The 21,862-nt window shown below is 61.8% G+C and carries 18 protein-coding genes; 4 read left to right on the forward strand and 14 right to left on the reverse strand.

Features of this window, described 5'->3' with window-relative positions; all coding sequences use genetic code 11:
• Positions 1 to 4: 4 nt before the first annotated feature.
• The 3 genes from MRBLAR12_RS23380 (at position 5) to MRBLAR12_RS23390 (ending at position 5,280) form a co-directional block, all read left to right on the forward strand.
• Entirely contained in the window at positions 5 to 289 is a 285-nt protein-coding gene (locus MRBLAR12_RS23380) for a glutaredoxin domain-containing protein (RefSeq protein ID WP_364748885.1), read from the forward strand.
• Positions 290 to 1,129: 840 nt separating this feature from the next.
• Complete coding sequence (mobF, locus tag MRBLAR12_RS23385; protein ID WP_364748888.1) at positions 1,130 to 4,708, forward strand: MobF family relaxase; 3,579 nt, start codon at positions 1,130 to 1,132, stop codon at positions 4,706 to 4,708.
• Positions 4,709 to 4,998: 290 nt separating this feature from the next.
• Positions 4,999 to 5,280, forward strand: coding sequence for a hypothetical protein (locus tag MRBLAR12_RS23390; protein ID WP_364748890.1), 282 nt, complete (start codon positions 4,999 to 5,001; stop codon positions 5,278 to 5,280).
• Positions 5,281 to 5,535: 255 nt separating this feature from the next.
• Here the strand turns inward: MRBLAR12_RS23390 and MRBLAR12_RS23395 are convergent, their stop codons facing one another.
• The gene (locus MRBLAR12_RS23395) at positions 5,536 to 6,345 is read right to left on the reverse strand and encodes a hypothetical protein (RefSeq protein ID WP_364748893.1); all 810 of its coding nucleotides are present in this window, start codon (positions 6,343 to 6,345) and stop codon (positions 5,536 to 5,538) included.
• Between the two features lie 110 nt (positions 6,346 to 6,455).
• On the opposite strand from MRBLAR12_RS23395, the gene MRBLAR12_RS23400 reads away from it, so the two are divergent.
• The gene (locus tag MRBLAR12_RS23400; RefSeq protein ID WP_364748896.1) at positions 6,456 to 7,820 is read left to right on the forward strand and encodes a hypothetical protein; all 1,365 of its coding nucleotides are present in this window, start codon (positions 6,456 to 6,458) and stop codon (positions 7,818 to 7,820) included.
• Positions 7,821 to 8,106: 286 nt separating this feature from the next.
• On the opposite strand, the gene MRBLAR12_RS23405 is transcribed toward MRBLAR12_RS23400, so the two are convergent.
• From MRBLAR12_RS23405 to MRBLAR12_RS23465, 13 genes are all read right to left on the reverse strand, one after another.
• Positions 8,107 to 9,060, reverse strand: a complete 954-nt coding sequence (locus MRBLAR12_RS23405; RefSeq protein WP_364748899.1) for an alpha/beta hydrolase family protein — start codon at positions 9,058 to 9,060, stop codon at positions 8,107 to 8,109.
• A 247-nt stretch (positions 9,061 to 9,307) separates the two neighbouring features.
• Positions 9,308 to 9,655: a hypothetical protein gene (locus MRBLAR12_RS23410; RefSeq protein WP_364748901.1), complete on the reverse strand. Its 348-nt coding sequence runs from the start codon at positions 9,653 to 9,655 to the stop codon at positions 9,308 to 9,310.
• 28 nt (positions 9,656 to 9,683) lie between these two features.
• Entirely contained in the window at positions 9,684 to 10,784 is a 1,101-nt protein-coding gene (locus tag MRBLAR12_RS23415) for a hypothetical protein (RefSeq protein WP_364748904.1), read from the reverse strand.
• A 639-nt stretch (positions 10,785 to 11,423) separates the two neighbouring features.
• The gene (locus tag MRBLAR12_RS23420; RefSeq protein ID WP_364748905.1) at positions 11,424 to 11,930 is read right to left on the reverse strand and encodes a single-stranded DNA-binding protein; all 507 of its coding nucleotides are present in this window, start codon (positions 11,928 to 11,930) and stop codon (positions 11,424 to 11,426) included.
• A gap of 57 nt (positions 11,931 to 11,987) precedes the next feature.
• A complete protein-coding gene (locus tag MRBLAR12_RS23425) occupies positions 11,988 to 13,133 on the reverse strand; it encodes an ArdC family protein (RefSeq protein WP_364748907.1) in 1,146 nt (381 codons plus the stop codon).
• 542 nt (positions 13,134 to 13,675) lie between these two features.
• On the reverse strand, positions 13,676 to 14,071 hold the full coding sequence (locus MRBLAR12_RS23430; protein WP_364748982.1) for a TraM recognition domain-containing protein: 396 nt from the start codon (positions 14,069 to 14,071) through the stop codon (positions 13,676 to 13,678).
• The gene (locus MRBLAR12_RS23435) at positions 13,975 to 15,489 is read right to left on the reverse strand and encodes a type IV secretory system conjugative DNA transfer family protein (RefSeq protein ID WP_364748909.1); all 1,515 of its coding nucleotides are present in this window, start codon (positions 15,487 to 15,489) and stop codon (positions 13,975 to 13,977) included. Before MRBLAR12_RS23435 ends, MRBLAR12_RS23430 begins: the two co-directional genes overlap by 97 nt.
• A complete protein-coding gene (locus tag MRBLAR12_RS23440; protein ID WP_364748912.1) occupies positions 15,486 to 16,703 on the reverse strand; it encodes an ATP-binding protein in 1,218 nt (405 codons plus the stop codon). Before MRBLAR12_RS23440 ends, MRBLAR12_RS23435 begins: the two co-directional genes overlap by 4 nt.
• A gap of 236 nt (positions 16,704 to 16,939) precedes the next feature.
• Entirely contained in the window at positions 16,940 to 18,412 is a 1,473-nt protein-coding gene (locus MRBLAR12_RS23445; RefSeq protein WP_364748915.1) for an SCO6880 family protein, read from the reverse strand.
• Entirely contained in the window at positions 18,405 to 19,733 is a 1,329-nt protein-coding gene (locus tag MRBLAR12_RS23450) for a type IV secretion system protein (RefSeq protein WP_364748917.1), read from the reverse strand. Before MRBLAR12_RS23450 ends, MRBLAR12_RS23445 begins: the two co-directional genes overlap by 8 nt.
• Before the next feature lie 63 nt (positions 19,734 to 19,796).
• Positions 19,797 to 20,084: a hypothetical protein gene (locus MRBLAR12_RS23455; protein WP_364748919.1), complete on the reverse strand. Its 288-nt coding sequence runs from the start codon at positions 20,082 to 20,084 to the stop codon at positions 19,797 to 19,799.
• A 118-nt stretch (positions 20,085 to 20,202) separates the two neighbouring features.
• Positions 20,203 to 21,327: a C40 family peptidase gene (locus MRBLAR12_RS23460; RefSeq protein ID WP_364748920.1), complete on the reverse strand. Its 1,125-nt coding sequence runs from the start codon at positions 21,325 to 21,327 to the stop codon at positions 20,203 to 20,205.
• A complete protein-coding gene (locus MRBLAR12_RS23465; RefSeq protein ID WP_364748923.1) occupies positions 21,327 to 21,731 on the reverse strand; it encodes a hypothetical protein in 405 nt (134 codons plus the stop codon). Before MRBLAR12_RS23465 ends, MRBLAR12_RS23460 begins: the two co-directional genes overlap by 1 nt.
• Positions 21,732 to 21,862: the final 131 nt, after the last annotated feature.

Genomic DNA, 21,862 nt, shown 5'->3' on the forward strand with positions numbered 1-21,862 from the left:
AAGGGTGAGCACAGTGCACATCGTCATCTACAGCAAGCCGAACTGCCAGCAATGCCGCATGACCTGCTTCAGCTTCGACAGGGCAGGCGTCGAATACTCGACAGTGGATCTCACCACCAGCGAGACTGCCCTGGAGTACGTACAAGACCTCGGATACTCACAAGCACCGGTCGTGGTGGTGGACGATCATCACCACTGGTCAGGATTCAATCCACTCGAAATCGAACGGCTGGCGTTGTCGCTCCAGAATGACGCCAGCGAACAGCCCACCCGGCACAGCGTTCCCTAGATTCAACAAACGCGGCACTAACCCAAGACCGTCGACCCGCCGTCGACGGTCTTTCCTTATGTTCCAGCCAAATCACGGCTCCACTCCCCCAGGCATAAAGTCGCCCAGCGACTTCCCCACAGGTGTGCCATTAGTCCGCGTCCGCCCGCTACAGACAGCCTTACGACGCCGCCACCCAACGCCCACGCGCACGCCGACAAAGCGCCTCACACCTCTGGCATCTTGATGCGCCCGTAACGAACCGCCTAACGCCCAGTCATGCCGACTCACACCCTGGAGCCCATGGACGGGTGTGAACGACCAAAAATGCCCGGAATGCCTTGCCAGCTTCTCGCCCGTCCGCCGAGGACAGACATTCTGCACACCCGGCTGCGCGAATCGACAACGGCAGCGCCGGTACCGAGCCGCGCGCCGAGGGCGGACGCACAATCTCCCGCTCGCCCACGAGCCACTCCCCCTCCGTTCCGCCGTCCAGGATGCCGGTACGCTGTCCGAGCATCGCGCCGAGATCTCACGCCTCCACGCGAGCTACGAGCGAAGACTGCAAAGAATCACTGCCAATCACGACCAGGAACTTGCAATCTCCTACGACCGGCTAAACGAGGCGGCGGTGACAACCGATCGAGCCGTCATCATGTCGAATGCACTGGCTGAACGTGTCCGCACTCTCCCGAGCGAGAACTCGTCGCTGCGCCAACGCCACCGCCAGGACGTGGGTGATCTCCAAGTACTGGCCGCCCGGTTGGTGTCGATAGCGACAACGACGGCGGGCGCCCACCTTGGGAAACAAGTCACCGACGTCTTCGCTCGCCGGGGATGGAGCATGAGGAGGGCAGACCCATGACTGTTTCGATTGCCAGGCTGTCCGGTGAATCCGGGGTGAAGTACTTGCTCAAGACGACTCTGCGGGCTGACGTTGCCACACGAAGTCTGACCGACTACTACACCCAATCCAGCAACCCGCAGGGCAGATGGCTAGGAACAGGACTGGCCGGCATCGGCGTCGAACCGGGCGCCACCATCACTCCGTCGGCCGCGCAAGCACTCTTTGAACGGGCAGAAAATCCGACGACCGGAGAGGCCCTGAGGAGGCACACGCAGCGAGATCCACATGATTTGCGCCCGACGCCGTCCAGTCGACGCCCAGCAGTCGCGGGTTTTGACCTCACGTTCAGTGTCCCGAAGTCGATTTCAGTGCTGTGGGCGCTGGCCGGCAGCACCGACAAGGACAGGATCCTGCAGGCCCACCACGCAGCACTCGATGCAACCATGGCTTGGTTGGAGCAAACTGCAATCCACACCCGAGCCGGCCACAACGGCGTCGCCCGACTCAGCGTCCGCGGTGCGATCGCGGCCTCCTTCGATCATTGGGAGTCCCGAACAGGCGATCCCCAACTCCATACTCACGTCGTCATCGCCAACCGCGTCCAGCGCATCTCCGACGGCGCTTGGGGCACCTTGGACTCACGCACGCTCTACAAGGCCACGGTCGCGGCGAGCGAACACTACAACGGTCTGCTGTTTGACGAACTCAAGCGCGACCTCGGCACTGACGCCGACGTCCGCCGGCCTGGGAAAGCCGAACACAACCCCAAACTCGAGCTCACCGGCGTCGAGGACGAGCTGATCCGCGAGTTCTCGAGCCGGACGCGGCTCATCGACGTCGAAACTGACCGGCTTGTTCATGAATGGGCCCAGGCCCACGGCCACGAACCAACGGCAACCACCAAGATCCGGCTTCGGCAGCAGGCCACGCTCTCGACCCGCACGGCCAAACCCGACCGCATCGTTCCGCTCTCCACCAGGACCGAGGAATGGCGGAGCCGCGCGGCGGCCAAAGGGTTCGACGCCGAGCGGGTCATCGCCGAAACTGTCGACCGCTCACGTACAGCCCCTCTGCACGAATCTGACCTAAGCATCGCCTGGATCCAGGCCACCGGCCGGCTCGTGGAACAGGCTGTGGCAGGCAGGCGAGCGACCTGGAATCGGTGGAACCTGCTCGCCGAAGCGGAACGAATCTGCCTCGAAGTCCGCTGCGCCAGCCCGGAAGACCGTCGACAGATCATGGACGCTGTCGCAACGTCTGCCGAAGCACAATCCGTTCCCCTGAACGAGTTCCGCTACGGCCCGGCGACCTCCGCCGCACCCGACGTCGCCTTCAACGGGCACAGTGTCTTCGACTGGCCCGCTGGCCACCTCTATACCGACCTGTCCACGCTGGCCAACGAGGCCCGCGTCATGGCCGCCCATCAGTCGACGGATGCACCCAAACTGGACCCGTCCGCACTCTATGGACTCACCGGGTTCACAAACTCGAGCAGCGGCGGTTTGTGGCCGGATCAGCTCGACGCCGCAGCCATCATCCTGGCAAGCGGTCGGAGGCTGGACGCCGTCGTGGGGCCAGCCGGAACCGGCAAGACCACCACTATGTCCGCCGTGAAGAGTCTCTGGGAACAACGCTATGGGCCGGGAAGTGTCATCGGTCTGGCCCCTGCTGCGGCCTCAGCCGACGTCCTCGGCCACGAACTCGACTTGGCAACCGACAACGTCACCAAATGGCTTTACGAATCCACCGGCCCCGGCGCCACGCTGCGCGCCGAAAGATACTTCGAGTCCGAGCAACGGTATCTGGATGCCCTCCCTACCGCCGGGACTGACAGGAGGTCCACGCGCTACCTTCGAAGGCTGGCCCAGCAGCTCTGCGCCCTCGCCGCGACCCAATCCAGATGGCAGTTCCGGCCCGGCCAGCTCGTCATTGTCGACGAAGCGTCCATGGTCCCAACCCACCATCTTGCGGCCCTCGTCGACCAAGTAGAGGCTGCCGGGGCCAAACTCGTCATTGTCGGCGACCCCGCCCAGCTGGACGCGATTGATGCCGGTGGCATGCTCGGGTGGCTCGATCGCACTGGCAAGGCCGCGCAGCTGACAACGATCTGGCGCTTCGCTCAGCCTTGGGAGCGTCAGAGCTCCCTCAAACTCAGATCGGGTGACTGCCAGGCAATTCAGGACTACAACAGCCACGGACGGATCCGCTCCGGCACATACGACGCCATGGTCGATGCAGCCTACGACCGGTGGAACAATGATGTCCAGGCCGGCCGGACTTCCATCCTGATCGCGCCCGATAACGACACCGTGGCACTGCTCAACGAACGCGCCCAGGCTGACCAAGTCGCCACCGGCCGAGTCGACCCGGAGTCGGCCGTCCTGCTGAGTGATGGACTCCACGCCGGCCGCGGCGACAGAATCTTGGCCAGGCGCAACGACCGCCGCCTCACGGACTACACCGGCGACTTCATCCGCAACGGCACACTCATCACGATCACGCATGCGCCAGCCGCCGACGGATCCGTCACGGGCATCAGGCTGGACACCGGCGCCACCATCACTCTGAGCGGCCGCTACCTCACCGAGTCCGCCGAGCTCGGCTACGCCACGACAGCCCACCGCTCGCAGGGAATCACTGTCGATACCGGGCACGCCCTCGTCTCCGAAGGACGACTGACCCGCGAACTCTTCTACGTCTCGATGACCCGCGGACGCCAATCCAACACCGCTTACGTCTGCGAACTAGACCCTCGCGACCACCACGCCATCGATCCCTCAACTCTGCCGGACTGGCAGCAGATCCTCAGTCAAGTCCTCGCGGCCGAAGGCGCCGAACACACGGCCCACGAAATCCGAGCCGCTGAGGCTGCCAAGGCCAACTCGCTGAGCCAGCTCATGGCCGAGCGGGACTACCTCCTGCAGATTGCCGCGGACGACGACGTCGCTCGGCTCATCAGCGCCCACTCACCTGACGCTTTGGAGAGGTTGCGGGAATCCGCGGAGTTGGGCGCCATTGTTTCGGCGTGGAGGCAGGCCTCAGCGGTGGACCCCTCGGCTGCGGAGCAAGTATTCGTCGAAGGACTTCAATTCGGGGCTGGCGATGACCCGGCGTCTGGCATCCGGTCTCGGCTCCTCGACGTAGCGCAACGAGGTTGGCCGTCGGACTCCACCGCGGCAGCCTCTTCGATATCTCCCCGGGAAGACATCAGCCTCTTGCTGGAGGAAGTCGAGCATTGTATTGGCCAGCGAAATCGGAACATCGCTCGCGCCGCACTAGCCGACGACACCAGGTGGAAGGAAACTCTCCGGGCTTCACTTCCGGGACGGATCGCTCCGCAGACGTGGCATGGCCTCATCCGGGAGGTAGCCAGATACCGGGACCGCTGGGATATCGACAGCGAGACGCTTCCGCTCGGACCCAAGCCGGCCGCGGCCGACGCATTGCAGTCCACGGAACGCTCGAGGGTCCACTCCTTGGTCTCAGCTGTGGCTGCTGGGTCGCCTGAGACGAACGACTCGACAACTTCCGGGATCCCAAATGGAACCTCCCGCGCTGCCACCACTGTTCAGCCAGTAGACCTTGGGAGCTAATATTGGGTGGTTATTGGGCGGTGCAAATGAACACTAATCCATTCGTGAAGCCAAAAGTACTGACGGGCTGGCTGTTAGTTGCCACTGCCTCTGCGGTCCTCTGCTTTGCGTTCAGCGCATCCGCGCTCTTGACGACCCCAGCGTCTCCCTACCTATGGCTGCAGGTTGTTCTATCCCTCGTCTTTGCAGGGGCAGTGGCCGCAATCTGGGTCGTCCGAGAGCGTCGGGCGAAACGGTGGACCGCACAAGCAATTGAACAGTGGCAACGGCTCGAGTTGACTAGGCGTCAGATGGGAACGACCACTGAAGTCACAGTTCTGGCCATTGAGTCAGTCGAACCGACCGGCACGTGGGTGACGTTGCGCTGGAACCAATTCGACCACGTTCAGCGGGCCTGGATGGAAGCTCTTCCCGAGGAGATCTGGGAAGGTGCCGTCCTATTGATCTCCCCTGATCCGACACAGATCCAGGTCGGCAGCCCATGGCCACCGATCTACCACCTGAGCGCTCGGAACTACCATGGCTTCGCGCCGGCCGCTGCCCGGTCGGACTACGGGAAACTTCAACGCTAGGACATTGAGTCCATCCATTCGTGCCATGAGTACTTGTAAGAAGATTTGACGAATGCCTGGCCCGCTAGATCACGCCTTCCACGTCTTTGCATCCCTATCAGTGATGCGTTCAACATAGCGTGCGCATGAGGATACGCACCGGGGAATCCTCTCTTGTTAGCCGCACGCCTTCCGCAGAAGGGGGATTCACGGGATCTCCGGCAATTGGTGCGAACGGACATCTCGTCGGCATGGGCTGAAGGACCCATCCCAGTCTCAGTTGCCCTCATCAGCCCTCGGCAGCAATTCCTCGGCCGCATCCTTCCACCCGTGGCTCTCCAGATCGTCCATTCCAAAGTTGTCAGGGAGAGCGGTCCCAACGGGAGCCGTGAATGCTCGGACCTGTCCGGGTTGAACCCAAGAAGTTGCAGTCACCGTGACTTCGTCGGTGAAGAGGCTTTCCCGTAGCTCCAGCCAACCCTTCACCTGCAGCTGCTCGATCAGATGAAGGGTTTCGACGGTGGTAAGCATCTCGGAACAGACTGTTCGCATAGCTGACAGATAGATCTCTTCCAAGGGCATCAGTCCGCTGTACGAACGCCGAACAGCGTCTTCATGGAGCAAGTGACCGTACAGCCATGCGCCGGAGAGTTGTTTGTTTGACAGGGCACTTCCGTCCCAGTCTGATTCTGGTTTACCCGAAGGGTAGTCGGGGTCGGCCTGTCGAAAGCTGGTGCGGAGCTCCTTGGCCTTTGCCACCAAGTCGCCGGCCCCTGAGCGGCCCTTTAAGGCAGCGTTCACCGTATCCAGGACGCTGTCATAATGCACCTTGTCGCTCTTGAGAAAAATCGGCCTAACCCTGGCCGCTGCTGATTCCAACTGCTCAGTGGGGATCAGATCCACAGGCTTCAAATTGACGCTCGTTTCGCCGGTTGCCGGCTTGCGCGTAAATACGAATTTGAACGTGGTGTCAGCCTGTTTTCTCAGGTCCTCAATATCGCGCGCCAGAGAATGGTCTTGAACAATGCGGGCCCGCAGCACAAACCTCTCCAACAGCTTCAGTTGCTGCGCGTTCAATTCCCCCACCGACCGCTATCTCCCCTCACGCCGCAAACTCCCAGCTCATCCTAGGTGATAGTCGACACGGCCTCGGCCCATGCGCCGCTCATGCTCTCTTATTGGATTAGGGTCAAGGCATGGCCAACAGTCTTTCTCCTGATGACCTTCGAACCGGTCAGCTCATCGACGGCAACGATACGCCTTACCAATCCTGCAGCCTCAGTTATGAGCATCGTGTGGGACCGGTCCTTTCCGTACCTTACGTTGAACGTGAGGTGCAGTTCTCCCACACTGAACAGTGGTTTCAGGAACGACCCCCGGAATCGCTCATTTTTAAGGACAATCTCGGCACGGTCACTCTGACAGGGCTAAAAGTAAGAAGTGTGACCGGAAATACTTATGCTTTGGGCCGCCTCCGCTCCAACGTAGCCGTCTTCGGTCTACCGCGGGAGTTGAAACCGGAGTACCAATTCAAGACCCTGACGTCGAGAATTGACGGGCTGGATGACTTCGCATCGTTCAGTTCCGTGGCATCCGAAGTTGAGCAAAGCGAACACGGTCATCGAGTGACGGTCGTGGTCGAGTCGAAGGACAGGGTCCAGTTTGACCACGGAGATTTCCAGTACACGATCCGGCCAAGAACCCCTTGGACTTCAACGCAGGGCCAAAGTTTCGCCGCGAACACCGAGGCGGTTATTGAGACAACGTCGTCGGATGGTGCGACAGCTGATGCTCATCTGATAGCCCAGTGGCCGATCAGGGCACTGTTGATCATGGCAAACGGGAAAAAGCTGTACTGGCGTGGTCACCACATCCTCGACGAGCAGTTCCCGCTATGGATGCTCGATGGATCCAGTCGGATGCACGAGCCCTGCTCCGTGTTACTCAGGAGGACAGTCGAAGACTCAGAGCAACCGGAGCCTTCTCGCACTGATGTCGCCCTGCCCATGTTCAGCCTAAGGGATCTTGGGGAAAGGGGCCTGCGCAAGTGGCTGGACCTCTACCAAGACCCTGTTCTTCGCCGAGCCATAGAACCTGTCGTGGAAGTGATAAACGGTGCATCTCGCTTTCTCGAACCACAGGTCCTAATGACCGTTCTTGCACTCGACGCCATGGGGTACTACCGCGATGGACACCGTGCCGGCAACATTCCACTGTTCAAGCAAATCGAACGCTGTCTTGGTGCAGCCGGAATCGACTTCAGTTCGATCGGGCCTGCGCTGGGGATAGCGAAAGCGATTGCCAACACGAACAACGAATTGAAGCACCCGGACCGGCAGCAACGCCCAGATCCAGTCCACATGAGCCTGGTGGCGAGGCTGTCGATAGCGGTCATGCGGCTACAACTCTTTGATCTATTGGGCCTCCCCGAGGATAGTCGTACGCGCTGTGCGAGCTACGGCGACATTCGCCAAGCGATCAATGGCTTCGGACAGGCTGGGGTAAAGATCGACGCAACCGGTAAATTCGTTTCGCAGTTGGAGACAGCCCTAGACCTTTAGAGCCGTAGGCAGGAAGGCTGACGTCGTGCTGACACCGCCGACCCACTCGGCTACGGTCCCCCGCCGGACGCGAACAGGCTTTCCAACCTTGGACGGTGCCGTCACCCATCACTGCGAACACGACATTCGATCCTGCGGCCAGGGAATTTAGGTCCTTCAGGTTCGAGACTGTTTTCGCGGTCGCGTTGGCGCCCTCCGGACGCCGTCCCCCGTGAGTCCGAGATCGTCTGACCTCCACGACTGGAAAGTTCCCTTCAGTCGACCGCCCCGGCGCAACCGCCACATCCTAACCGCGAGCTTGGGCAGTGCTTTCCTTCAGGTCCGACACCTCGTCGCGCTTCGATTCCAACAAGATGGCCGCTGCGTCCTCCCATCGCTTGGAATCCACATTCCACTCATGTGAATGGCCCGTGGTGTCGAAGGCAACGAGCCGGACTATGTCCGGGCGAAGTTCAGCGACTCGGCGCGTCACATGAAAGGGCGTTGAGGGGTCCTCCAGACCGTGCAGCACAAGCATCGGCTTCTTGATCTCCGAAGCTCGGCTCAGCCAATCCAAGCGCGCGAAGTCGACGGGATCCTTCAGGCCGGTAACCCATCGCATCTCCGGCGATTGCAGGACACGGAGACCGAGGGCTGTAATTGGGCGTGGAAGTCCGCTGGCGTCGGCGTTCTCGATTAGAGTCGTCGTCCAGTCCATTACAGGCGCATCGAGGACCAACCCGACTATGCGACCCGAGTGGGCCGACAAATCCGCAAGGCGCAGGGCAATGGACGCGCCAAGAGACCAGCCGAAAAGGACTATCTGCTCCGCACCGTTGTCGACGGCATACTGCACAGCCGCGTCGACGTCGAGCCATTCTGATTGACCAAGGGTGTGCCGACCATCAAATGATGGCGGAGCTTCCCCATCATTCCGGAACGAAACAACCAACGACGTGAAGCCCAGCCGCTGGGCCACCGGAACGCCTCTAAGGGCTCCGGCCCTCTTTCCGCCCATTCCGTGAATGTGGATGGCCCAGGCATTTGGCTTTGTCGACGCCTCCCCCGGGTCAAACCTCCAAGCCGGCGCTATGCCAGCATCCACCGATATCTCGACTTCAGAAAAAGGCAACCCGAGCTGTTCTGCCTTCGAAAAGACGTATGCGCTCCAGATCCCCGCCTTTGCGGAACGAAGATCACCAGAGTCGACCCGTTCCACTACGCGAGTGACACTGCCGGCGTCAGGATCGTTCGCGACCACTGGTCCTATGCAGGCATGCCCTGAGCCCGTGGCGAACCAAAGGCTGTACCGGCCGGGTGCTGATGTCTGTCGCGACGCTGGCAGTTCAACCAACAGTTCGCCGTCAGCTCCGTCAAAGACACGTCGGATGGGAAGGTCCTCCTTCCGCGTGGTCTTAGGCACGACAACTTGGCGTGCGAAGTAAGCAGCGCCGAGAAGCGCAACCGAGGCGCCGACTCCGCCTACCGCCGCCAGCCCTAACAGCAACCTACGAACCGCCGTCGTCGCCCCCACCTCCCAATCGTTCGTCGATGACCTTCCGAAGCCGCACCAGGGTTTCCGGGGAGATGCCCTGCAGCTGCCGAGAGGCGAAGTTTCGGACACGAGCTTCCCGCATTGTGCGCAAGAGTTGCAACTGGGCATCCACCAGATCGGGAACTTCGTCGGTTTCGTCCAGCAGATAGTTGGAGTCGACGCCGAAGAACTCTGCGAGATTCCTCAGCAGAGCCGCATCGGTCGCCAGTGAACTGTCGCCGCTGCGCATATAGGCCCACCGCGAGCGCGACAAGGGCGTCCCGCGCTGAGCCATGTGGTGGCTGATCTGCGGATAAGTCAAAGGCTGCGAACCTTGGGCCTCAAACAAATCAAGCAGGAGGTTGAGCTTGCGAGCGAGTCTGGCTTGGGGCGTCTCGAGTGGCTCGCCAGCTGTGTCCGTCACGAAGTGCGGTCCCCCTCTCGATGTCCCGCAGCTGCCTTCCATTCGGACTCGAGCTTTGGTGAACCGCCAAATATTCCTCCACTCGCGCCAGCACCTGAATGTCCCGATCGTTCAATAACCTAGCAAGTGATGGATCAACGAGCAGTGCGTCCTGGGTCTCCACGAGCATCCTATGCAGATGCCACCTCGCGGAGTCACGCTGATCGGCAAAAATTGCGCTGGATTCAAGCCGAAGCTCCGTCCTAGTCCCAGTGGTCCTTTCCCAGATTTCAGTGAGGCCGTTGACCAGGAAGGGTTCTGTTTTCGCTTGGGTCCTTCGCCCAATACGGCGAGCAACCGGCGGTAATGCCAGGCCAGCGCACAGAAAGGTCATGGCTCCCAGCACTGCTCCGTCGTAGACCGCTGAGAGGGCACTCATGGAGTCCAGGTCGCCCAGCAGGTGGAACATGTCCATCCCAAGAACGGCCAAGACCAGAACGATTGCCAGCGCGCAACCCACACCGATCAGGGTGAAGGCAATCCGGAAGTAAGGCCTTGTCATGTCTCCACGGAACCTGAAGCACGTGTAGCCCGTGACACCGACGACTACTCCGATGTACACAAACTGCACCGCCGAGTAGACAGCCGCCGACCATTGGTCGCCATAGACCCTCATGAAGCTCGTCGATGTTCGGGGAGCATCGATCAAACTAAAGCTGACAACGAGGGCCGCCACCACAACACCAAGGACCGCCAGACCGAATTTGTACGAAAGTGCGGGCGCCTCGCTCGGGTCGGCAGCGCGGAGAATCGCCCTCGACAGGAAGTAGATTCCCACCACCATCAGGATGTTCGAGCCCAGATCCAGGACGTTGCGACCACCGAAGACTGCATCCCCACTCAAATACACAGGATCGATGTTCAATGTCAGCGCCGATGCTATCGTCACAGCGGCAACGACTATGCTGTGGTCCTTTCGCCGTCTGATCCCAGGCAAGAGGCACAGAACCAGCCCCCAAATGACGGCGGCGGCGATGGTCTGGATCATCCGAATACTCTTTCGAACGATCGAGGTTCCTGAGCGCTATCCCGAATGGCGGCTGCAAACAGATCGGCGAGAGTCTCCGCGGCTGCCTCGATCTGATCGACGAAGCTGCTCCGCATGAGGACTCGTCGCACCATCCGACCTGGGATGTTGGGGAAGACGCTACTCGCGTAGTCGGCCGGCACGCCCACCTCATCGTGGCGCAGAACCATGTGACCCAGCTCGTGCAGAACGAATTGCTGGCGGTGGAGCGCGGACGCGGTGTCTGCGTGGAGAATGATCTCTTTCGTGTCCGTAGACAACCAAAGCCCGCAGACGGATCCCCCGTTGAGGCCATCCGCGACGTCGATCTCAATGGGGCGACCGCGGAGAGATTCCACAACTGAAACGAGCCGTTCGAGAGTCAAATGGATTGGAAGCCGTAGGGAGCTGAACGCTTGCGCCGCACAATCCGCGGGCGTTGAGCCTGTGTCGAATGAAGGATCTTCCATATGCATCCCATCATTTCAGCGCCCGGCCAACAACAACCTCAGCCCGGCATTTATGAGTCAAACCCGTAGAAGAAGCGACCCGACGACTTCCACTATTGAACCCCTCGTGCTCTGGACATGTCCAGAGCACGAGGGGTTCACCCCGAATGCGCTACAGCTGAATCCCATTTGCAGCGTAGTCCGCGCCGACTGGAGCAGACGAACGCCCCTGAGGAGCAGCTCCCCAGTCCTGCCCCGGATTTAAGTCGCGCTGCGCGGGACCCGTAGGGGCTGGGCCGGCAAACACATCGGTGTTCGCCTTTGGCGTCCGCTGAAATGCGACCGTTCCGAATCGAAGGTCGGGTCCCACGGTGTCGGCAACGATGCGATGCGCTTCGTGCTGCACCCCATCCTTGTCGTAGTGGCGGAATTCCATCTCTCCGCCGATAGCAACGGGGTCACCCTTCTTCAGGGAGTTGGCCACATTCTCTGCCAGCGCACGGAATGCCGACACATTGTGGAAGAGCGGTTCTCCGTCCCGCCAGGAGCCGTCTGGATTCTGTAGTCGCTGATTGACGGCCACGCGTAGTTTCGCGTGGGCAACCCCCGACTCGCCGTAGGTGAGTTCCGGATCGGCGACGAGGTTGCCGGAAATGGAAACCGGGATTCTGGTGCCCATGGTTGGTGCCTACCTTTCTCGTTTCCAGGCGGCCAGTCCGACTGGAAATCTGGGGGATCAATTCGCGCGAAGGGCGGCGGGGCGCGGCGCTACAGCCATCGGACGGGAATCGAGTCCCACATCAACTAGGGATGACTGAAGCGCCGTCAGCTTCCCACCCGCTCCAGCAGGACGAGTGATCTCAAGAATGTCGCGGCAGGTTGCAGTCACCCGGCCGAGAGTCGATCGAGCGACATCCATCCGCGTCAAGTGGCCCGCCGGCTCCCCGGTTCCGGACTTCCCGGCCCGTTCAACGTCGATGACCCTGTCGGCCCAGCCGGCTAGATAGCTCGATGACTGAGACCCACGGTCGATGCCGTGTGCGCGCAGGACGGTGTATGCCACGGACTCGGCCTCCACCTCGGCCAGTCCACGGTGCTGCAGCCCGCTGCCATACAGCTTTCCCACCTTGTCGTGGGGGCCGTGGAGATATACATGTCCGAGCTCGTGAACCAGGACGGCCGCGGCGTCCTCCCTGCCAAGCCACGCACCGACCTGAATCCGGCGATCCGCAAAATCGGTGTACCCGCTCGACATAGACCGCTGGTTGTCCGAAACGTCCACGACGAAACGGCGGCGTTCCGCAGCCTCAACCAGAGCCTCCCAAAGTCCCGCAGGAATATTCGTCATTCCGACGCCGGGACGCGGCACATAGATGGGCTCGCCTTCCGTCTGAGAGACATCGAAGACCGCCTGGCCTCGCCAGCCGACAATCTTCCGGTCAGTCCCGGAATCGGCTACGGGCGGCTCTGCTCCCCTGCCGTCAACCTTGTCCCCCACAGTCGCCTCAGATAGCTGGGAGTCTTTGCGCGCGGTTCGTGGAGCCAGTACCCACAGCGCGTGCTCCCCTTTGAACACCGTGCGGCCATGCCGTTGCCACTCCCGGTACCCGGCCACCAACGTCGGCGGCTGCAGCCCGAGCATTTCCCGTTGCGCCATCAGCAGGGCCACGTTCCCGCCAGAGTACCGCCACAGGGTGGCCGAAGTGTCCAGGAGTTGATGCCATCGGCCAGGCGATGAAATCGCCCCTTCCAGAACGGCGTGCAACTGGTCTGTCAGCTGAACGATGCGGGCTTCTGGGCTTACCTCCACACCACGGCCAGAGCGCCCACGGCTCCTCTCGCCGTTAGGCGCAGCGTCTCTGTTAGGGGCCACGACAGCCACCTCCGTTGCTTCTCAGTCTGTGTCCGCCCCTGCTAAGGCCGGACACCTATCCATGCGTCGCACCCGGGCTGGTGACATGATCTGACGACACAGTGCGTACTTGGTGCGGCTCGGCAATCCAGGAGAGAAACTCAGAACCGGGCTCAGGCATCGCCCGTGGACTGAGCTCCCGGTGGGCCTGCAACCCGACACAACCAATCGCCTTAGTGTGGGTACGGAGGCGCTCGACCGCCAGCGGGATTCGTTCGTGGAACCCCAGCGGCCCGAACCCTGAGTCCGCCTCCCCAAAGGACGCCAGCTCCGCCCGCTGCAGGGCGTAGAGTTCCGCAACTAGTTCGGAATGTCTCCACCAGCAGTCTGGTACCACGGACGAAGACAGCCGGTACGTGGAAACGAACCAGCGCACCCAGCGGTCCAACTCCAGCCACGCCGTCCTGACCGTGTGCGGATCAAGGTCACGCCACCTGTACGTTGGCGTAGTTGTCGCCCGGGCTGCCGGCTCAAGTTCGTCAAAGAGCAGGGCCAGTGGGTCGCCGTCCTCCTCAAACTGTCCCATCGGGATCCTTCTCAACAGGCGCTAGATGAACGGCATGGCCCAAGGCCAGGGCTTCCTCAGCCTCCCGTTTGAACCGTCCCAAGTCTGCCGCGTCTTTCCGTTGATGCCAGCCGCGGAGATCCAAGAGGATGGGCCTCGTTCGCCTTCCCAGCATCAGGGCAGTACCGGGCGGGAGACGGCGGATCTCGTGTAGCGCGATGACAGGCAAGTCCCGGATTTGCTCACCAGTCTGCCGTCCTTGAGAGGACCAGGACCGGGTTCTGTAAGTGAATTGCCGATCCCCGATCAGCGCGGCAAGATCCCGCAGGTCGCGCTCGTCGGATCCACCGCCGAAAATGACCTTGATGATGGCCGATTCCCAGATGGTGGCGGCTTCCTCGATGGACCAGAGCCCGAACGTGCCTGGGACAGCGACTGGAGAACAACCATGGTGGAAATTCCGATGCCTCCTCCGTCCGACAAAGTCACCGGCAGGCCTGGCCAGGGCGAGAGATTCGCGATCTCGTCGAGAATGAGCGACAGGGGCGGATCGAGTCTGCCGCCCGCAGCCGTGAAGGCCATTTCTCGAGCTGTCGCGTCAATATCGTCGATGAGGGCCGACAAATATGGTCCTGCGGCGGCCGCTCCGGTCTTGGTACCGATCAGGTAGAGCGTGCCGCGCTCGCGTATGAATGTCCGGGGATCGAATTCGTCATCCGGATTTGTCGGGTCCAGGGCAGCGAGCACCTTCGGGGACGATAGCGGCGCCACTGCCGCGGAGACCCCGATCCAGGAGTTCGACGTATTCCGGGGATCGTCCTCGAGGATGCCCATCAGGTCGGACTGCCAGCCCAATGCCGCTTTCGGGCTCTGAAGTACTTCGAGTGCCTCGGCAGCGAGCACGGGGTTGGAGGACCAACGGCGGAAGGCCCTGATTCCCTCGCCGGAGAGGGCCGCCGCATGCAGGAGGGTCTGCAGGACGATCTGGGCACGTTTTTGCCAAGCGGCATTCTCGCCCGTCATCTGGGTGTCGGCCGAGATCACTAACGCTCGCCGGACAGCAATGTCAGGGTCCTCACAACCACGGACCGGCGACCAGCGAAGAGTCGAACCGAGCCCTGACATCCCCTGAGGATCAAAGACGGTAACCGGACGCCCTCCACTGGCGCGGGCTTTCATGGTGACTGCGAGGTTGTCAGCGCGCGTTGACGTTGTTACTACAGCGCCAGGGGCATCGAGAATGGCGTTGATGACCACGAAGAGGCCTTTTCCAGAGCGCGGCGCACCTTGGATGACCATTGATTCCTCGGTGGAGACATTGATCTTCACGCCACGCGATGTACCGAGAGTCCACGACACATCTGCCAGGCGTAGCTGTTGCAAGCCGGGCCTCGTCACGTGTCCCCGTCGCAGCGCAGCTCGACGCCCAAACTCCCGAACGATCTCGGCCCGCTTCGCGATCCCGTCTCGGCCCAGGATTTCCAGCCGAAGCCATGCGCCCGACTGCCGCCAGCTGTGCCAAGCAAACAAGAGAGCGACGGCACAGGCCACCAAGACGGCGAGCGCCGCACACACCAGCAACCGGACGAGGAAGATGTCGATCGCGCAGCCGTCCGGTATTCGGCCAATGGCGCCCACGTCGCCCGTGACCAGTCCTACGCCGGCGAACGGACCGTGAAAGGTCACCAGCCCTCTCCCGCATTGCCACTGCGCCACGAGGCTCGTAGCCGACTCTGCCACCGCGCAGGTAGCGACGTAGCCGGCTAAAAAGAGGAGTCCTAAGTTGAGGAGCGGGTTCTCGTCGTGATGACTGGATTTCATTCCAGCATCCTGTGGTCCGTAGTGAACACTTCAAGCTCGTCTGTGGTCACACGGTTTGCGACGATGAAGGACCGGCTTCCCACCTTCCACAGGCCGACGCCCTTCGGGAGGTTTTCGACTTGTTGGCATTCGGCGGCAGTGAGACCGAGCGCCTGCTTGGTCAGGCTCATGGAGTCATGCTTCTGCCGGTAGATGATTCGAGTGTCAGCTTCCGTGAGCAGGCCCAGGGCCTTTTGGCGGTGCCCACTGGAGCTGTCACCTATTTCATTGAGGTCTGCCACTTTGTGCATGATCAGCAAATTCGCGATGCCGTAGGTTCGCGCCAGCCGCCATTGCTCGCTCATCTTGACCAACATGAACGGGTCCGCCAGCATTCGCCAGCCTTCGTCGTACACAACGATCCGCTTGCCGCCATCCGGATTGGTGATGGCCGCCTCAAGCCAAGTGGCGCTACATGCCGCGGCCAGCGAGAGCGCCTGCTCGGAGGCTCCCATGAGCGCAGAGGTGTCCATCACCATCATCGGAGCATCGGCGTCGAACTTGACCGTTGAAGGCGCATCGAACATTCCTTCGAGGTCCCCGGACACGGTGCGCCGAAGCGAGTGTGCAACGGACGTGCCGCCGTCGGGCCCCACCAGCTTGCGCGTTTCCGGTGCAGGGTCCAGGAGCCGGTCCAGAACCATGGGAAGCGTAGGGGTCGCGTTAGCTGCTACAGCTTCGGTCAATGCCATGTCCAGCGCGGTGTGTTCGACCGGCAGCATGGGCTCACCCTGACGCATGAGTGACACGAGGGCCACGAGCAGCTGCCGGCGACGCTGCCTGACGACGGCCTGCCACTGGGCATTAGACAGATCGCTCGCCCGAGGTCCGGCGTCCAGCGGGTTAACGCGTGTCCGGCGCCCGGGTCCAACGGAAATCACCTTGCCGCCGACAGCCTGGGCAACTCGGACCCACTCCCCCTTCGGATCCGAGGCAACAGCAGCCTTACGGCCAAGCGTGATCGAGCGGGCCACAAGCGACTTGCCGCACATCGACTTGCCCGTCCCCACTGTGCCGATCACAACGATGGACGGTCCACTGATCACTCCCCGGTCGTAGAGAATCCACGGGTCATAGGAGAATGCGCCGGAACCGAAGACGTCGGAGCCGATGTAGGTCCCTTCGTGTCCGAGTCCCGACTCAGTGAGAAACGGATAGGCCGCCGCAAACGTCATTGTTGACGCGCGGTGCGGGGACGGTTGAAGTCGATGCTGACCGGCCATCTCGTGCGGACCACGACGACGGTTCCCGGGTCGTGCCTTCAACCCGCCGTCAGTTGGTTCCGCCGTCAGCCGCTTCCAGATTTGTTGCATGGCGCCATCGTCATTTCCCTGGCCTCGGCGGCGTCGTTCCCTGCGAGCGCTTCGCGTCTCACCGGCAGATACGAACTCGACGCATTTGCTCTTCGGCTTCATTTGAGGCCCCTACCGAAGGGCAGCGCGCCCGCAATGAAAGCCGCCCACTGTTGCCCGACCAGTAACCGAAGGTCGACGAAGGCGCTCGCAGCAGCGGACTCCAGTTCCTGCCGACAACTTGACAGTTCCTCCAGCGTCGCGGCGGTGATGGTTACATACGCCGCCTGCCGGACATCTCCGTGGCCGGCAACGATCTCTTCCTCGCGCTGTTGCACTTCCTGTTCCTCGGCGAGCTGTTCGCGCGTAGTTGGGCGGTCAAACTTCGCGTTGATTCGGCGTCTGGTCTCGTGGGCTTCCTGAGCGGACCGGATGTCTTTGAGTGCCCGGTCGGTGGGAACAGCCCGAAGCACCTGCGTGACAGTGTGCCGGAAGCCGCCGACGTAAACGAGCGGATGAAGAAAGCCTGCAAAGACCTTTTGCCGCGGCCATTCTGCAACCCAGAACGTCTGATGGAATCCGGTGTCTGTCCGAAGATGAGTCCAGTGTTCCTCCATACCCATCGGTCCGGCCTGCGCAGGGTCTATGCCCTTGGGGCCGCCTTTTCGCTGGCCGAGTTCGACGATCGAGGACGGGTCAAAAGTGCCCCTGAGGATCTCAGCAAGCTGCCTGTCCGAGAGCCATTCTTCGACTCTCACGGCGTGCGTGCTGAGTCCGGTTGCCAGCGCCTCAAGTTCGGAACGCATAGTCTGCTCCGTCCCGACAAGACCACCTCCAGCATCACGGATTCTCCGGCGAGCGCGCGCGGTGTCGACTACCAGTGTCACTAGGATGTCGTGGCTGCTCGCAGCTCCGGCTGCCGAGACGAGATCCTTGTACGAGCGATCTCCCCACTCGGTGCTGGCGGCAGTCGGATTGCGTGCCGCCACCCGACGGCTGTAGTACTCCTCCAACGCAGAGGCAGGGAACTGGACGGTGTAATCCTGAATTGCGATCCGGGCAACACCTGGACGTTTAGCAAGGTTGGCTTGCACGCGGGACCATTCCTGCACGGCATAGGCCTTGTCTTCGTCCTCCAGCAAAGCAAAGGCAGTCGCCCGGCACCTCATGACAGCAAATGCCTCGCGCGCCTCACTGTCGACGACGAAGCACCAACCCTGGGCTGTCTTGTGGATGGTCAATGAAGACAGTCCGCCCGGGAGAACCAGGGATCCCGTAGCTACGGGCTTCTCGGTGGACGCCAGGAAACTGGTTTGGTGTGTTGCTGTCCGGGCCACGAATCGAGCAGCGGTCAGGATCCACACCGGGTACGGGATCCTGTCGTACTGCAGGAAACCAAGTAACAGCAATGAGAGCCAGAGCGGACTCGTCCAAAACAACCTGTGAGGTCCGCCCGCAGCAGACGCCACGCATCCCGCGAGAACTCCGGCGCCTGCGAGCGCCAACTGATACCACTGCAGACCGAGCAGCACTCCGTGGCGTTCTTGCCGCGGAAAGCCGACCGGACTCAGGGCCCTGCTTTCGTCAGTCATTGTGGCCTCCAATCCGTGGTGAGATCACCGTCGTCGGCGTCTCGGGTTTTTGTACGGGCGCTGTTGGACCAGGAGGGTCAGGCCTCGGCTTGATCCTGAAGCGTTTGGCGGTACCGGTCTCATGCCCAGCAGTACGCCCGCGGGATGCTGTCTGGCTGGCCTTGGATCCGGTTTCGACTCGCTCCCCAGGCCGGGACGGCGCAGTCCCGGAGTTTGGAGACCCCGAGACCAATTCGAGCGGCGCTGACCCGACGGCTGTCGAACCTCCATGACCCGCAGATCGCGGGATAGTGGTTGCCGGCCCCGAGACTCTTGCCATGCTCGGCTGTGGAGTTGAGGGAACGGCTGAAGGGCCGGATGCTCTGCCGTGTCCCAAAGAAAAGTGATGGCTTCGGATCTGTTGCCCGAGTTGGCGTCCGGAGAAACCGGCTGCCGTGCGGGCGACGTGGCCACCACCTGCAGCACCCGCGGCCGCGGCCAGTTCGCCTCCGGCAAATCCAACCAACTTGAGCGCCAGCAAAGGCGCAGCGCAGGCAACTGTCATTCCGACTGCCCCTGCGGCGATGCCTGCAAAGGAAGTCGAATCGGCATAGAGCTTCACTGCGACGGCCAGCACTGTAGCGGCCAGTGGTTTGGCGAGCAGCAAGGCAACTACCACTTCGCACCAGCGCGCCATCCATGACTTTGTCTTCTCCCACGGCATCATCATGAGAGCTACGGGAGCAACGGCCCCGAGGACGATGAGGGCAAATGACCGGAATATCATCGAGCACATAAGAATGAAGGCAAGAATCCAGATGATCAGTGTGGCGAAGACGGTAATCAGCAAGGTTCCGCTGGCCGCCGCCTGGGTCGCAGGAAGCGTCTCGCTGATGAGCTTCCACTCGCTGGCGGCTCCTGCGGGTGCTCGCTCAAAGCCGAAGAGGCGCATGAAGACGACGTACGGATCGGAGCCCAAAGTTTCCAGGAGGGCTGTTGAGGCTTCGTCGCTCACGTGCGTCAGTGTCTGCATCACGTAGATCGCGGCTCCCACGGCCGGGATTGCCACCAAACCGCCTATTAGGGCCCTCCAGATCCGGCGCGATTGTTGGGCGATGAGACCGGACAGCAGTTGGAGAATCATGGCGACGGCGAGGGGTGTCGCCATGACGACAACCCACCATCCAGTGAGCCCCTTCACGGCAACCCACTGGGAGTCATCGACATTGGACACTCCAAACGCGCTGGAGATGAAGGACCACAGCCAGGTGGCGATGCTCGCAAGGATGCCGGCGAGAAAGTCGTTGAACGCGGCGATGGCGCCGTTCTGAGCTTGTGACACCAAGCCACAGCCCGGCGGCCACCAACTCCCGGGCTCACATAGATTCGGCAGCACTGTGGCGCCCTAGAAACCGAGTTGAAAAGCGCTCTGAGACCACAGGATGTAGCCGTTTATGCCGCCAAGGATCGCGGCGACGGGTCCGGTCCATAAGAGGATCATTCCCCCGCCGGATGCCAGGCGTGATGACTGACTAAGTTTGCCGGCCAGAAGCATTGCTGCGCCGATGACGGCGACGATCGCAATTACGATGAAGGCCCCGACGAGGATGCCACCACCGATCTGCCTCAAGGACTGCAGGAACGGGAAATCGGTGTTGGGGACGATTCCAGGGTCCACTGCTAAATACTTCATGACTTTTGCTCCTCTTTGGGTTTGGATGCAGGCCGCCAGACCTGCCCTTGCTTCTCCATGGCCGTGTTCGATCCGCCGTGCATGACCTGCGGGACCGTTCCTGGTTTGGGTCAGCGGATTAGCTCAGGAGTGTGAAGAAGCGGCTGCCGGGGTTCCAGTCGATGGGATGGAGCAGCGTTCCGACGCTGGGGTTAAGGGCGCTGTACATCATCCCGCCGCCCGCGTAGATCCCCACGTGGCCCCAGTGATCCGGGCCATCGGGGTTCTGCACCACCAAGTCACCGGGCAGAGGCGTCGTCGTCGGTGTACCCACAACCCATTGGTCGACGCGCGGCAGCCGCCTGCCGATCTGGGCGTAGACCCACATCAAGTATCCGGAGCAGTCCCATGCCCTGAAGGCTGTCCCTCCCCAGACGTAGCGTCCGGTGAGTCCCTGTTGGGCGAATCCCAGGATGGCGCGCCTTTGGTCATCCAACTCTGGCGGAATCATTGGCGCTGGACGGCCGCCGTTTTGGCGCGGACTCTCGCACAATGGAACGTTGCTCTGGCCATCTAAGGAGGCGATGATCGCGGCGGCAACCGGCTCCCATCTGGCGTAGAGCTCCGGGAATGCCGAGACCTGCACGGCTTGGGCGGCCTCGGCGGGAGACATCCGATCCCACCCTCCAACGTCCAGGAGTCCACGCGGTGAGCCGTGATTCGGACCTCTGGCGCCGCCGAAGAAGGCAGCAGCGTTGTACTCGGGGCGCATGAGGTCCTGCACGCGTCCCCATCCGGCGCTGGGCCGCTGTTGGGCGGAGCCGATGGAATCGTGGTCGTAGCCCAGACCGTCGTTGGGAAAGTCCAGGGACTCCGGAACTGCCGGATTGGCAAGCATGCGCAATCCCGATTCCTGCAGGGCTGTCATGATTGAAATCTGGATTGCCTGCCCGGACACATTGAGGGAACGCCCAATCGTGATATAGGCCATGGCGACCTCCTGTTGCCGCGTGTTGAGGGTCATCGGTGCCGCATTGAAGCCCGGGACCGTCAGAACTCCGCGGATGCGCCCGTGGAGGGCTTTGGCCTCACTGCCTCCGGATTGATCCGGCCATGTGCACACATCTGCCGCACCAGAGATCCCGGAGCCAACGAGAGCGAGCGACCCGCTGACAACAGCCGCCGAACCCATCAGCACGACCAGCGTGCCGGCGGCCATCGATCGAACGATGAGCCGGGCGCCTACTGCCTTCCGGATGCCCATCAGTAGACGATCCTGGCGGGATCGGTGTAGAAGGCGACCAGCGCGCATCGGTCTCGTGGAGCGGATTCTGCCGGCGGACAGTTAGCAACGACGCTCACAGGCACCGTGTAAGGCGCGGATCCCGTGTCCGACGTCGAGCGATCAGTCACGCTGACGGTCACCGTGCAAACGTGGAGGCCCTGCCAGGGAGCCGGATGCTCCACGTAATTGGCGAGTTCGCTGTCGCACCTGGTCTCGACTACGCGCGAGGTTCGGTGGGCCTTTCGGGAGGTCAGCTGGGCGAACGCTGCCGCATCGATGCCCGTTCCCTCGAACTGCGCCGTGTATAGGCTCAGAGGATTCGACCCGTCGTCCAGCACCATCCACCAGCCACGTACGCGGGCGTAGATGTCCGTGTATGCCAATGTCCGCGTATCCCACGTGTAGAGCGCTGTTGCTGTCGACTCGGCCAGAGATCGGTGGTCAAGCGTGTGGGGGCCAGTGTCCGAGGTTGGAGCGACGCTTATCGCCGGAACCGGTGAGGATGTCGTCGGTG

Source organism: Arthrobacter sp. LAR12-1-1.1 (assembly GCF_040676555.1).
GTDB lineage: Bacteria > Actinomycetota > Actinomycetes > Actinomycetales > Micrococcaceae > Arthrobacter.